The following is a 13,883-nucleotide window of genomic DNA, read 5'->3' on the forward strand; positions in this document are numbered from 1 at the left end:
TCACCCTTTCCGCAAAATAAAATGCACTCTGCCTAAGCAAAGTGCATAATTCGACTTACTACACTCCCTGCGCTGGCATTACCCAAATCAGGTTCAAACGGTCAACGACGGATTAGTCGTACTCTCAGCCTGCTTCCGCAAGCCCCCGGTTAATATATTCAGTTTCAATATAAAGTCTACTTATTCTTGTGAAAGATTGCAAATTTTTTTGAATTTTCATCCTAAGATTATGTAGATATTCAATTGGTTTTATTTTTTATTGTAAATGCAACAAAAGTTGAGTATAATGAACTAAAAATATTGCATTTACAACAAAATGAGAGGGGTTCATTATGAAAGAAGTTCTTCGTGAAATTGGGATGATAGCACGAGCACTAGATTCAATCAGTAATATCGAGTTTAAAGAATATGACTTAACAAAAGGTCAGTATTTGTACCTTGTACGAATATGTGAGAACCCAGGAATTATTCAAGAAAAGTTGGCTGAAATGATCAAAGTGGATCGGACAACTGCATCACGCGCAATAAAAAAACTAGAAATGAACGGATTTGTTGAAAAGCGAGAGGATCCACAAAATAAAAAAATTAAGAAACTCTATGCGACCGAGAAAGGCAATAATGTTTATCCGTTTTTAATAAGAGAACATGATCATTCTAACGCTGTAGCTTTACAAGGATTATCTGAAGTAGAAGTGGAAACATTATTCAATCTTTTGCAGCGGGTAAGAAAAAATGTTGAAAAAGATTGGGAATACGTTAAGAAGGGAAACAAACGAAATTATTGATATGAGGAGAGATGTTCACTATGACAATCAAAATAAAAACATGTACCCTTGAAGATTTGCACACATTACAAGAAGTGGGCATTGAAACGTTTTATTACACATTTAAAGATCAAAATTCACCTGAAAATATGAAAGTATATTTAGAAAAGGCATTTAATATAAAACAATTAGAGAAAGAGCTATCCAATATTCATTCACAATTTTTCTTTGTCTATTACCAAAATGAATTGGCGGGTTACTTAAAAGTCAATAGTGATGATGCTCAGACGGAAAAAATGGGCGATGAATTCCTTGAAATTGAAAGAATTTATATTCGAGAGAAATTTCAGAAGCATGGACTTGGAAAAGTCTTGCTAAATAAAGCGATTGAAGTTGCAAAGGAATGGAATAAAAAGAAAATTTGGCTTGGGGTTTGGGAAAAGAACGAAAATGCAATTGGTTTTTATAAGAAAATGGGATTTGTTCAAAAAGAATCTCATTCCTTTTATATGGGGGATGAAGAGCAGACTGACTTGATTATGATCAAAACATTGGAAGGTTGATTAGCATGTATATACCGAAATATTTTACAGTGACGGATATAGACGAAATCATTGATTTTATTCAGAAAAACTCCTTCGGCACAATTGTTTCGACATTTGAAAATAAACCAATTGCTACTCATTTACCGTTGGAGTTGCGAAAGCAAGGAGATGATTATTATATAACGGGACATTTAGCTATCAACAACCCTCAATGGAAAAGCTTTGAATCACAAAATGAAAACGTGCTTGTAATTTACCAAGGTCCACACGCATATATCTCATCATCTTGGTATAGCCATGAAAATGTACCAACTTGGAATTATCAAGCTGTCCATGTTTATGGAACAGCTAGTATTATGAACAAAACTGAGTTAGAAGAAGACCTTATTTTATTATTAAAAAAATATGAAGGGCATCGTGACAATCCTGTATTATGGGAAAATCTTTCTGCTCAAACAAAAAAACAAATCAAAGGAATTGTTGGAATAAAAATTAAAATTCAAGAATTGCAAGCTGCCTATAAATTAAGTCAAAACCGAAATGAAGAGGATTATCTGAACATCATTGAAAAATTGGAATGCGAAGGCGATTTAAGCTCTAAACAAATGGCAAAAGTAATGAAAAGAAGAATAAAAAATAAAAAAGGCGAGTTAGGAAAATCTGAATAACAAGATGAGATTATTAGAATAGAAATTGAGGAGGAGCTGGGACAAAATCCTCCTAAATAGAAAAATAGCCCATGAAGTTTTGCACATTGCAAAATTTCATGGGTTTAAATTTTTTTTAGGTTTTAAACGAGGATGAATGTGAAAACTGTCAGGATATCCATTCCATTCATCATGTACAGAAGTAAAAGAAGGATTCTCCTTTTTTATTATATTTAAGCCAGTTAAGTATCAACTTCTTTTCTATTAATTAGAATGGAAGAATTTAATAACATTAACAGAATATTTGATACAACCCAGAACGGAGAAAAGAGGAAAGTAAATGTGATTGTTCTAATAATGATGATTTTTCAATTTGCAGCAACCGCAAAAAGAAGTGTTAACACATTACACATTCAAGGGAAAAGCACAAGATAATGGTGGGAAGCAAACCGTCGTTTAAGCAAGTCATATTATTGCAAGGTGAAATGAAGGTTAGGATAATTGGATATTGAGCCAGAATGTGAATGATTCTTTCTTTTACTTTTTTGAAAACACCCAGCTATCTAGCGAAGAAGCTGGGTGTTTTAAGTATTTATTTACTCATCGATTCATTCATTTTTTTGTTTTTTATGCTGGATATGGTTTGTTCCCCATTCGTGCATTGCGTGTAAGATTGGTTCTAAGCTCCGGCCGTACTCGGTAATCGAATATTCCACTTTAGGAGGAATCTATGGATAGACAACACGCTGAATAATATCCTCGTTTTCTAACTCACGTAATTGATTGGTCAGCATTTTTTTGTGTAATTCCAGGTATACTTCGTTTTAAATCACTAAATCTTTGAGTACCATTTTTCAATAAATGCAATAAGATAATGGGTTTCCATTTTCCGACTAATATGCCTAAAGCATCTTCAACACGACAAAAATCTGGTTCTATATTTATTCTAATTACTCCTTTAGTATCTTTTTGTCAATTATGATGCTTTTTAGTTGTACTTCTTTTTTTACTTTACTGACTATATTAGCATTGTGAACAGAAATTTGAAAGAGGGGTTCTAGAGGAGCGCTTAAATACGATAGAACGCATAATTGGTGAAATAAGTAATATCCCCAATTGTAAGAAGATCTTCTAACGATTGGGGATTGTCATCATGGAGAAATAGTAAGTTTAACATAAAACGATGATGCGATATGGAGTAGTTTGTGCAGGAATGCTACGAGTTGTTGGACCATAAATCACGACTAAATCGCGGTTCCCAGGATATTTTGAAAAGAACTGACCATTTGTTAACAATATGGGAGTAGAAGGAGTTAAATGTAATTGCAATTGGCCATCACTGCTCAATAGTTGATGGTTAAAATAACTTACTTTTACATTTCGATTTGGATACTCTCTCACCATCACTATCGTTTGATATCGGGGTGGGTAAATGAGGATGGCAGGTAAGTCTCCATCGTAATAACCAGTCACCTTATCCCCAATTTTGACCGTTTCTTGATCAATGAAGTAAGTTGAAGGAGAAACAATGAAATGAACAATTAATCCATCGTCATTTTCTACGGTAAACAATTTATTGCAGCCCTCGATTTCACCACTTTGACTTGTAAAAAAATCACTAATGGCAGTAACAGTTCCACTGAATGAATAAAAATTCGTCATAAAAAACCTCCAATAAAATTATGGGGGAATACCAGTTATAATTGATTACACCGTGCCTTTGGATAATGTAAATTGAGAAATACACCGCTACATGGTTCATTCCACTCGGTCTTGACGTGCCTTTGGATAATGTAAATTGAGAAAAGCTTTTTGGATTTAAATCATTATATGTTGGAAAGATGTAAAAAGACTTTGGATAAAACTTGCAAAGACCCGAATTTATGTTTTCGGGTCTTTGGTGTTTCAGATTTTATTAATTTGATTTCCGTATCTACCGAGTTTTCCACAACATGTTTTTACGATTGGCTACTTAACTACAAAAAACTTAGATTTTGAAGAATTTGATGTCGTTGAAGTTCCTGCACTTACTTGGGCGATTTTTTCATCAAAAGGGCCATTTCCAAACGTCATGCAAGAGACTTGGGCAAAAGTTGCTTCAGAATGGCTACCTTCATCGGATTATGAATTAGTAGAAGCTCCCAACATTTCCTTTACAGGCGATTTAAGTGATATGAACAATGTGTATAGCGAGATTTGGTTTGCTGTAAAGAAAAAGGGAAGTTAAATTAATAGAGTATGAGTAAAAGAAATAGGCATAACATATTTAATAGAATATGTTATGCCTATTTTTTACCCAATCACTACAAACTTTAATTATTTGTATTTTGGGCTTTTAATAAGTCGCGAATTTCCTTTAATAACTCTTCCTTCGTATCTAACTCAGGTGCGCTTTCTTCCACAGCTTCTTCTTTTTTCTTTTTTGCTATCTTATTTATGATTCGAATAAACATAAATATGGCAAAAGAAATGATTAAGAAGTCAATAACACTTTGAAGGAATATTCCAAAGGAAACAGTTGCATCTCCCACTTGCCATATAAATGACTTCGTAAAATCTATTCCTCCTGTAAGAATGCCGACTAGCGGCATGATGATGTTGTCCACTAGAGAAGAAACAATTTGCCCAAATGCAGCACCAATCACGACCGCAATGGCAAGATCAATGACATTTCCTTTCATAGCAAATTCTTTAAATTCTTTCCACATAAAAAGCCTCCAATATTAATGCATTTCGTTAACCTATTCCCTTAAATGTTATATCATAAACCACTTGGTTCTCAGGAATTAACAGATTGTGTATAATAAATATAGAAATATTTTCTACAAAACACTTAAATACCGGTAGTGTCAAAAGTTCTATGAAAAACTAGCACGGTTCATACTACCTACCATTTATTAGGTGGAAATGCCACGCTATCGCTCTTGACAAACACACCAATGGTTTATTCAGAGGTCAATCAAGGGCGAAGGGAACAAAAGAAGGCATGCTAAATAAACCCTTGACTTTTTCCATTTTAAACCATTGGTAAGTTCGGTTTGTCAAGAGTTCGCTTCGCCGATAGCTGAATAGGGCTCAGCTAAACAAAAGTTAGGCTGACTGTTGTTGAATCCAGTCTTGAGCTAACCCAATAAGGGCTGTCCATCTCGCTGGCATGGTTGGTAGCTTTTCTAATTCTGGAATTGTTACTGGCACTTTACCTTCAAGTGAAGAATGTGGGCGCAAGAAGTTAAAGTAAGCCACAAACAATGTCACAAAAGAAACAGAACCTTGTTCAGAACCAAAGCCGTGTGTCGATCGATAATTTCCTTTAAACGTGCGATTTAGTCTCTCGATGATTTGCTTGAGAGGTCGATACTCTCTGGAGACATCATCTTCATTTGTTAGCCCGATGACCTGTTTTACGTCAAACGATATGTGGTTTTCTGCGAAGAAATGCTGTGCCAACAAGTAAATAGGGTTACCATCTACTACAAATTGTAGGTTTTCGGGTATTTCTTTCAGCTTCACTAGTACTTCATCAATCGCTCGTATTGCTGTTGCGGTGTCGCGATTTGGTGACACTGGATACGAAAGAATGACTTTCTTGACCGCATCAAAAAAGAAAAACAGATAATGCCAACGACCGTTGACCCGGATGTACGTTTCATCCCCACAGAATTGATCCGACAGCTCATACGGAAAGTAGTCAATATAAGGCTTGAGCCATAATGCGACGCTGTTTTCGTAGTTTAGGATACTTTGATGGGAGACAGACACGCCGTGAATATCCTTCATGATCGCTGCCGTTTTACGGGCCGATAATCCGTAATTGACATGGTACGTCAAGATGAGCCCAAGTGTATGCGGTGAAACATACAATCTTGATAAATCGACTTTTGGCTGCTTTGGTGATTGTTTGGATAACGGTTGATAGTCGATGTGGAACTTCCGGTAAATGTAGCGAACTTTCAGCGATTGTGGATCTTCTTTAAACTGTTTTTTCTCTTTTTTAGTCATGGCGCTCAAGTTTTTTTGATAATAGGTACACATATCATTTTTGCACTTAAACACGTGAAAATCTTTTCGTTCTTTAATTTTTTCAAGCGTTTTAAGGCAGTGAGGACACTTAAGAATGGCCTCTTTCTGATAACGACTTTTTTTATTGAAAACACACGCACACACCTTACACTGATATTGTCCTTTTCCTCCGTTATTTGCGTACAAATACGCAGAAGGAGCACCACACTTAGGACAACATAAGGTAGACGGTACGGGCGTAGAATTGGCTCGACGGCGTACTGGTTTTAACTGTTTTCCTTTGGATTGAAGATATTCCGTTAATAAAAGCTGATAATCGAGCTTTTCTACCTTTTCAATGATAGGTAAATCATCAATTTGAAGCTTTCGATAAGGCTGATTAACAGGAGCTTCTTTGGGTTTATCGAACATGCTTCTTCCAATTAGTAGGGTAAGTAGAGTTCGAATAATTTGTTCTTGAAAGTTTATAAAAGTAAGTAAATAGGTTATAATTTGAGGTAACAACTTGCCACTTCTCCTTTCTAGGGATTTTGTGTTGGTGTGGTTACCTCACTAATACCCTAGAATTTAGGGGGTGGCAAGTTTTTTGCTTATAAAGCCCTCTAATATAGGATTCTATAACCTATTTCTATATAAAGTTTTGACAATACGTAAATACCTGAGGGGTGGGAGAAATGAATGGACATGAAATCAAAAATTTAAGAATGAAGCAATTAGCCGTAACAAATGTCATTTTGTTATCATGCCTTATACTTTTTTATTTAATGATATTTTTTTCAATGAACATTGCCCATATTCTTCTTGTACTAGGGATACTATGTTTCATTCATGCGGGTGTTCGGATGAAAAAAGGCGGGTCTACAAAGTCAATCATTCCAATTTATGAAAAAGTAGCGATCTATGAAAAAGAAAAACTAGGTGATGAATGGTATAAGCAGAGCAAATTAAAAAACATTGTTTATTTGATAATAGGTTGTATTGCATTACTACAATCTTATATGAATTGGAATTCTACAGTGAATTTTCTCCGGCCAGATATGATTGGAATGTTTGTTGGAATCACAATTTTACTATTGATAACAGCAAATGTTTCGCTGCTTATCCACAATCGAAAAATTGATTATTCTTCAGTAAAGGAATTGAAGGGCTACACTTGGAAATCTGTACTTGTAGCAATTGTTTTAGGCATTGTACTTGCAATCGTATTCTTTACATTTATCTTTTCCTATGTAATTTCAAATACACTAGCGTCGCATTAAAATAATTTAACACCTTCAAATAAACCGAATTTTCTGAAATATAATCTAAACACAAAAAAATCCTTTATAATGGTTGGGTGGTAGTAAACCATCCAAATCCAATACAAAGGACAAAACCATGGATAAGTTTACACGAAAAACATCATTTGAACAATGGTTTTCACCGATTAATCGTCCATTATTTGACGACCTAGTGAAAACACATCAATTAAATCACTATACCAAGAAGCTTTATATGGCTTCATTTATGAAACTGCTTTTGTATGCCCAACTCCATGAAACCGAGAGTTTACGGGCGTTGAGTGACGCTGTCTTTTTAGAAGAATTACAACGAGCAACGGGATTGGAATCGATTAGTTTTTCACAGTTAGGGAGACGAATCAATACCATCCCAACTGAGTTCTTTCAAACGATTTTTCTCGATTTAGTGGCACAAATTCATCGGAAAACCAATTTCCAAACAAGAAGAAAAGTGACAACGCCTTTGAAAATCATTGATTCGAGTACATTACCGCTTAATTTGACCAATCATAAGTGGGCAGAGTTTCGAAAAACAAAATCAGGAGTAAAGCTTCACTTACGACTTGTTTTTATGGAAAAAGGACTCTCCTATCCAGATAAAGCCGTACTCACGAATGCCAACGAACATGATCGTGGTCAACTAGAAGTATTCGTGGATGACAAAGAATGCATGTACGTGTTTGATCGTGGTTACTTGGATTATGGGCGCTTTGATCAAATGACGGAAGATGGCTATTTCTTTGTGACCCGTTTGCGTAAAAACGCTGTTGTCCGAGTGTTAGAATCCTTTTCGTTACCAGAAGATTCACCCGTATTCTCTGATGAAATGGTTGTCATTGGAACACCACAAAATCGTTCTGAAAACGTGTTTCGCTTACTCAAATTGCATGATACAAAAGGAAATGAGCTTCATTTACTGACAAATCGGTTTGACATTGACGCAGATGAAATTGCAGAAATCTACCAATCACGTTGGGCAATCGAACTTTTTTTCAAATGGATGAAACAACATCTGAACATTAAAAAGTTTTTTGGTCACAGTGAACAAGCTGTACATAATCAAGTGTACGTAGCCATGATAGTGTACTGTCTGAATGTTTTAGCTCAGTTGAACACGAATAGCGAACGCAGTTACTTACAAATTAGTCGCTATTTGAAGGCTTCTTTGTGGAAATCCGCTCACATTTGGTTACGAAAAATCGAAGGAAACGGCGTCCCATAAAGGTTTGCCAGTCGTTGTTGCACAAGTCATAGGTTATAGTAAAAAAATGGATGTTTACTACCCTCGCTTAGGTGTTTTCGTTTTTTCTCTAAAGTCCAGAAAAAATAAAACTGAAAATTCAGACATCATTTATGCGACGGTAGTGTTTCAAATATTATTTAAGAAGATAAATTTTAATAGAGGCTGGGACAAAAGATAAAAAAACACCATTTTCTCACGGGAGAAAATGGTGTTTTTTTGATAATTGAAGAAAATTTGATTTCCGTTCCGGGGACGCTTTCCGCGGGCCCGGCTCGAGTCCAATGTCATCAACTTAACGTTACATTTAATGGAAAATAATATTTAATTTAACTTTTATAAAATTAGGTAATAAGCCTCTTGTAATTTTAAAAAGGCCACCAAAATCGTTTTAGAATCCAATTTTTAGTTAATAAAACGAGGATGGTGGTTTTTTTGAAAACAAAAAGTACTTTTTTAGGGGCAATTGAGATTACTCGAAAGTTGCTGAATGATGTGATGTTTATGCTTGAATCTCGGACAAAAGAAACGTATTTTACACGAAAAGAAAAGAAGTTAAATTTTAAAAATACTATTCTATTTAGCTTAAACTTTGTTAAAAAGAGCCTCCAAATTGAACTTGACGACTTTTTCGACAAATTTAATTTATCAGAAATTAGTATTTCCAAACAAGGCTATTCAGCCGCACGAAAAAAGATTTCTCCTCTCGCTTTTGTAAAACTTACAAAAGCGATTGTGAATTGGTATTATGAAGAAAATTCCTTTAAAACTTATCGTGGATTTAGACTTTGCGCAATCGATGGAAGTGTGCTCCAAATCCCTGATACTGAGGAGCTTCGAAATTATTTTGGGTATGGAAAAAATCATAAGACAAGTTATGCAAGAGCTAGTGCCTCTTGTATTTACGATCTTGAGAATGGAATCATTATTACTTCTAGAATCAATCCATATAAGGTAGCTGAGCGAGATAGTGCAAAGGATATGATTGAAGAACTCGTACAAATTGGATTAAAAAATGATCTTTTTTTATTTGATCGAGGGTATCCATCGAGAGATTTTATTGCCTATTTAGATGCCCTTGGTATCAAATATGTGATGCGATGTCAAAAAAATACGATAAAGGAAATTGTCGAAGCGAAAGATGCTGATCAAAACATTCATATAATACATAGGAAACAAGTGATTACTGCTCGTGTAGTTAGATTCCCACTGGATTCTGGCACGGAAGAAATACTTGTCACAAATTTAACCGAGGAAGAGTTTGATATCTCTGAGTTTAAATCTCTTTATTTTAAACGCTGGGGAATTGAAACAGAATATAATGATGTGAAAAATAAAATCGAAATAGAAAATTTCACGGGTAGTTCGAAAATCGCAATTGAACAAGATTTCTATGCATCAATATATTTATCGAATATGGTCAGTTTATTGAGAAATGATGCCAATGAAACAATTAATGAGGAGAGTAAGAAAAAAAGACGAAAACATGATTATCAAGTAAACACAAATATCTTAATAGGAAAATTAAAAGATAGGATGGTTCACTTATTATTAGAAGATTGTCCAATCAAAAGAGAGAGAATGTTTACAAAAATCATGAAAGTGATTATAAGAAATAAGACACCTATTCGGTTTGGGAGAAGCTACCCACGAAGGAATGGTCTGTCCTCAACAAAGTATCCCCTAAACCAAAAAAGGTGTCTATAAACAATACATAGGATAAATATATCCTATTTGTTTATTAAATGTAAATAAATTAGGGGCTTAAAAAAATAAAAATTTAAGCCCCGGGCATCCTATTGCCTTTTTTAGCCGATTTTAGAAAATTATCAACACTTTGTAGGTTGAATAGTATTTTTAAAAGTAGACAACCAGATGGTTGCCTACTAACTGTAAATTATTGGTTGTATAAGTTTCTGACATTGGGCTCGAGTCTCCTCTGATTCAATCCTTCGCTCCTGCGGGGTCTCGAGAGGGCTCGTCGCAGGAAAGCTTTGAATTTACTTCCTTGAGCTTGCTCCGCTTTGCGACTAAGCGTGCGCGACAGGAGCACTCGCCCCGTCACTCCAATCAATTTTTTACAAAAAATCTTTTTGCAGCTCGTTCACTTTATTAGTTATGTCCCAGCCTCTTATTATTTATAATATAGTCTGTTATAGTGAGTTATGAAAGTTAATTATACTCTCTAATTTATTGATTCTTTGTAAATGCATTTTACAAAAATTTATTAATTTAATATGTTGGAATCGATAAATTCAATAATTATACAGCAAAGAAAAAACTTTATTTGTAATTGTTACAATAACAGTTAAATATTTTATATACTAATGAAGTATTGTAGAAAAATGTATATGCCAATGCAACAAAGGAGAGAGCAACATTGAAAAAAAGAATGTTCCTACTATATGTTTTACTTTCCATCGTGATGTTATTTGGTTGTGCCAGTGAAGGTGCAGATTATTTAGATGAAAAAGAACTAGAGGATAATCTAATAGAAGATCGAGCGGATGAATCGATAGATGTTAACCCCAATGAAGAACAACAAATTCCGGTAAACTCTGAGCTGCCAGCGGATATTAAAACATTCGATGCGGAAGTCGTATCAGTTGTGGACGGAGATACTATTAAAGTAAAGATTAATGGAAAAGTAGAATCCGTAAGATTTTTACTTGTAGATACACCGGAAACAAACCATCCACGGCTCGGTGAACAACCCTTTGGCCAAGAGGCAAAAGCCTTTACGAAGAAGATGTTAGAAGGCAAAACTGTTCAACTTGAAAAAGATGTGAGTGAACGGGATAAATACGGTCGCCTTTTATATTACGTTTATGTTGATGGGAAAAGTGTTCAAGAAGAATTGTTAAGAAATGGACTAGCAAGGGTTGCTTACGTCTATGTACCGAATACAAAATATGTAGACCGATACTATGAAATTCAAAAAGAGGCTCAAAAGAAAGGGATTGGTATTTGGAGCATTGAAAACTATGCACAAGAAGATGGATTTCATAAAGAAGTAATAGAAGAACATGTAGGGAATAATGAAAAAACAAATAATCAACCAAATTCAAACACCTCAGGAGATTGTAATATCAAAGGAAATATTTCATCAAATGGTGAAAAAATTTATCACATGCCGGGTCAACAATTTTATGATGTGACCAAAATCGATCTTTCAAAAGGTGAGCGATACTTCTGCAGTCGAGAAGAAGCGGAACAAGCAGGATTCAGACCAAGTCAAAGATAATCATCAAAATAATTTTTGCTTCTACTATTATGTAGAGGCATTTTTTATCTCAATTCCTTTTTTGAAATGATATCAGACTATATCCTTTTAAAAGGGGTAAAATAGAAAGTAAAACGAAAATGATGCTTGTTGAGACCTTAGAATTGCAAAGGGGAAATAAGAGGAGGTTCTACATGGAAAATCGCGAATTAACCGAGGAGCAAAAAGTAGAATTGTTTAACGTATTGAAAGAACGGTTTGTAAAAAATATGCACCGTCATGAAGGACTTAAGTGGGATCAAGTTCAACAAAAGCTTGAAGCGAATCCTATGAAGCTATGGTCGTTACATGAAATGGAAAAAACGGAGGGCGAACCAGATGTCATCGGGTTTGATGAGAAGACAGGAGAATATCTTTTTTGTGATTGTTCGAAAGAAAGTCCTAAAGGACGCAGAAGCTTGTGCTACGATCGAGAGGCATTAGAAGCTAGGAAAAAGCATAAACCAGAAAATAGCGCCATGGATATGGCAAAAGAAATGGGAATTGAAATACTAACGGAAGAACAATATCGAGAACTGCAAAAGTTAGAGCCGTTTGATACAAAAACTTCCAGTTGGATAAAGACGCCGGCAGATATCCGAGAACGGGGTGGAGCTTTATTTTGTGATTATCGCTATGGCCACGTTTTTGTTTACCACAACGGAGCTGATTCTTATTACAGCTCAAGAGGATTTCGTGGGTTATTAAAGGTATAATCAATTCGCAGTATTCAATCGAAAGAGATTAGGATAATCCTAAGTTCTTTCGATTTTAACGTTGTATATTGGAAATTATTTTCCTATATCAATTGTCATTTGTAAAGCTTTAGACTGTCTGAGAATATGGGCCAGAAGAAGAATGGTTACCATATTACTAAATGTGCCCTCCTTCATTGATTTTTTGAGCAATTCGCAGAATAACAGTAACATTGCGTCGTTTGAAAGTTTACGGAAGGAGTAGACGATAATGGCTATCCAATTAAAAGAAATAAATTCAAAAAAGATTTTAACTGAAGCGACGGGATATTTAGATATCGGTTTTACTCATTCTTTAAATCCCTATAGTGGTTGTGCTTTCGCTTGCCGGTATTGTTATGTTCGAGAATTGCCAATCCAAAGGTTTAAAGGGATTCCATGGGGACAATGGATTGATATAAAAAAGAATGCAAGGGAAAATTATCGAAAAGAGATGAAAAGCCTTCGTCGAAAACAACAACCAGTAAATATTTATATGTCTTCTGCAACAGATCCTTATCAACCCATAGAAAGGAAAGTTCAAATTACAAGGGGAGTATTGGAAGAGATGCTGGAATACCAACCTGATGTATTGGTCATTCAAACGAGAGGTACTTTAATAGAAAGAGATATAGATTTACTTGTTGAACTGAAAGAAAAATGTAAGCTGATTGTTTCACTGACAATTGAAACTGATCGAGAGGATGTGAAACAAATTTTTGCTCCTTATGCCCCAAGTATTAACAAGAGATTAGAGGTTCTTAAAAAATTGCATGATGCTAATATTACAACTCAAGCTGCCGTCTCCCCTGTATTACCATTTACTCATGAATTCCCAAAAAGGTTAAAAGATAAAGTGGATTATATTTGGATTGATACATTAACAATTGGCGACGGTGCGGACGGGAAACGTTCGTTGCGATTAAAAATGCCAGATCTTTTTGTAGAAAATCATTTTTCAGAATGGTACAAACAAGATTTACATATAAAAGTGGCGGAATATTTTAAGCGATATTTTCCAAACGAAATGATTCGGGTTTCTAAACAAGAAGCTTTTTTAAAATAAATATTCGTTTTAGAAAGTACATGAGAAATAATAGTCGGAATGTTCTGTTGGATAGATAAATTGTCACAAACATTTCATTACTATTATTCCTAAAATTAACAAAAACTATTGTGAATGTTTTAAAATAATAGTTAATATTGTCTATATTTTTGTTTTTGATAAATTTTTCTATGGATATTTCGATTATAAAGACATGATTTATAAAAAAATGATAGTATGATAATAAGAAAAAAGTAATTTATATTCAAGTTATCTTCCTGTTTGTTATAAGGGGAATGGGGAATATATAATGGTGCGTTGTAGTGTCAATTGGTTAAAAAGGAGG

The 13,883-nt window shown here is 34.6% G+C and carries 12 protein-coding genes, 2 pseudogenes and 1 riboswitch; of the genes and pseudogenes, 10 read left to right on the plus strand and 4 right to left on the minus strand.

The features are described from left to right. Positions 1–47: 47 nt before the first annotated feature. Positions 48–159: riboswitch (TPP riboswitch) on the minus strand. A 173-nt stretch (positions 160–332) separates the two neighbouring features. From NST98_RS14035 to NST98_RS14045, 3 genes are read left to right on the plus strand one after another with little or no spacing between them, the layout of a single operon-like run. Continuing rightward, complete coding sequence (locus tag NST98_RS14035) at positions 333–785, plus strand: MarR family winged helix-turn-helix transcriptional regulator (protein ID WP_016839016.1); 453 nt, start codon at positions 333–335, stop codon at positions 783–785. 20 nt (positions 786–805) lie between these two features. Continuing rightward, entirely contained in the window at positions 806–1,327 is a 522-nt protein-coding gene (locus tag NST98_RS14040; protein WP_340715346.1) for a GNAT family N-acetyltransferase, read from the plus strand. A gap of 5 nt (positions 1,328–1,332) precedes the next feature. After that, entirely contained in the window at positions 1,333–1,977 is a 645-nt protein-coding gene (locus tag NST98_RS14045) for an FMN-binding negative transcriptional regulator (RefSeq protein ID WP_340715347.1), read from the plus strand. 587 nt (positions 1,978–2,564) lie between these two features. Here the strand turns inward: NST98_RS14045 and NST98_RS14050 are convergent. Beyond that, positions 2,565–2,901: pseudogene (locus tag NST98_RS14050) on the minus strand (winged helix-turn-helix transcriptional regulator). A 225-nt stretch (positions 2,902–3,126) separates the two neighbouring features. Next, positions 3,127–3,618 (minus strand): hypothetical protein, encoded by a 492-nt coding sequence (locus NST98_RS14055; RefSeq protein ID WP_340715348.1) that lies wholly within the window; start codon positions 3,616–3,618, stop codon positions 3,127–3,129. Between the two features lie 301 nt (positions 3,619–3,919). Between NST98_RS14055 and NST98_RS14060 the strand changes: the two are divergent. Next, positions 3,920–4,183: pseudogene (locus NST98_RS14060) on the plus strand (GyrI-like domain-containing protein); the annotation flags it as partial. A gap of 85 nt (positions 4,184–4,268) precedes the next feature. Here the strand turns inward: NST98_RS14060 and mscL are convergent. Both mscL and NST98_RS14070 read right to left on the minus strand, forming a co-directional pair. Next, positions 4,269–4,664, minus strand: coding sequence for a large conductance mechanosensitive channel protein MscL (mscL, locus tag NST98_RS14065; protein ID WP_016839032.1), 396 nt, complete (start codon positions 4,662–4,664; stop codon positions 4,269–4,271). A 382-nt stretch (positions 4,665–5,046) separates the two neighbouring features. Further along, positions 5,047–6,480 carry a DDE-type integrase/transposase/recombinase gene (locus NST98_RS14070; protein WP_340715349.1) on the minus strand — a complete coding sequence of 478 codons (1,434 nt, stop codon included), beginning with the start codon at positions 6,478–6,480 and terminating at the stop codon, positions 5,047–5,049. Positions 6,481–6,650: 170 nt separating this feature from the next. On the opposite strand from NST98_RS14070, the gene NST98_RS14075 reads away from it, so the two are divergent. The 6 genes from NST98_RS14075 to NST98_RS14100 all read left to right on the plus strand — a co-directional run bounded on the left by NST98_RS14075 (position 6,651) and on the right by NST98_RS14100 (position 13,558). Then, on the plus strand, positions 6,651–7,235 hold the full coding sequence (locus NST98_RS14075; protein ID WP_340715350.1) for a hypothetical protein: 585 nt from the start codon (positions 6,651–6,653) through the stop codon (positions 7,233–7,235). Positions 7,236–7,353: 118 nt separating this feature from the next. After that, positions 7,354–8,478, plus strand: coding sequence for an IS4 family transposase (locus NST98_RS14080; RefSeq protein ID WP_339287653.1), 1,125 nt, complete (start codon positions 7,354–7,356; stop codon positions 8,476–8,478). Between the two features lie 444 nt (positions 8,479–8,922). Next, positions 8,923–10,203: an IS4 family transposase gene (locus tag NST98_RS14085; protein WP_340715701.1), complete on the plus strand. Its 1,281-nt coding sequence runs from the start codon at positions 8,923–8,925 to the stop codon at positions 10,201–10,203. A 673-nt stretch (positions 10,204–10,876) separates the two neighbouring features. Beyond that, positions 10,877–11,740 carry a thermonuclease family protein gene (locus tag NST98_RS14090; protein WP_340715351.1) on the plus strand — a complete coding sequence of 288 codons (864 nt, stop codon included), beginning with the start codon at positions 10,877–10,879 and terminating at the stop codon, positions 11,738–11,740. Between the two features lie 173 nt (positions 11,741–11,913). Further along, positions 11,914–12,474, plus strand: coding sequence for a DUF4256 domain-containing protein (locus NST98_RS14095; RefSeq protein ID WP_340715352.1), 561 nt, complete (start codon positions 11,914–11,916; stop codon positions 12,472–12,474). Between the two features lie 250 nt (positions 12,475–12,724). Continuing rightward, positions 12,725–13,558: an SPL family radical SAM protein gene (locus NST98_RS14100; protein WP_340715353.1), complete on the plus strand. Its 834-nt coding sequence runs from the start codon at positions 12,725–12,727 to the stop codon at positions 13,556–13,558. Positions 13,559–13,883: the final 325 nt, after the last annotated feature.

Origin of the sequence: Ureibacillus sp. FSL W8-0352, assembly GCF_038004345.1 — a bacterium.
GTDB classification, from domain to species: domain Bacteria; phylum Bacillota; class Bacilli; order Bacillales_A; family Planococcaceae; genus Ureibacillus; species Ureibacillus thermosphaericus.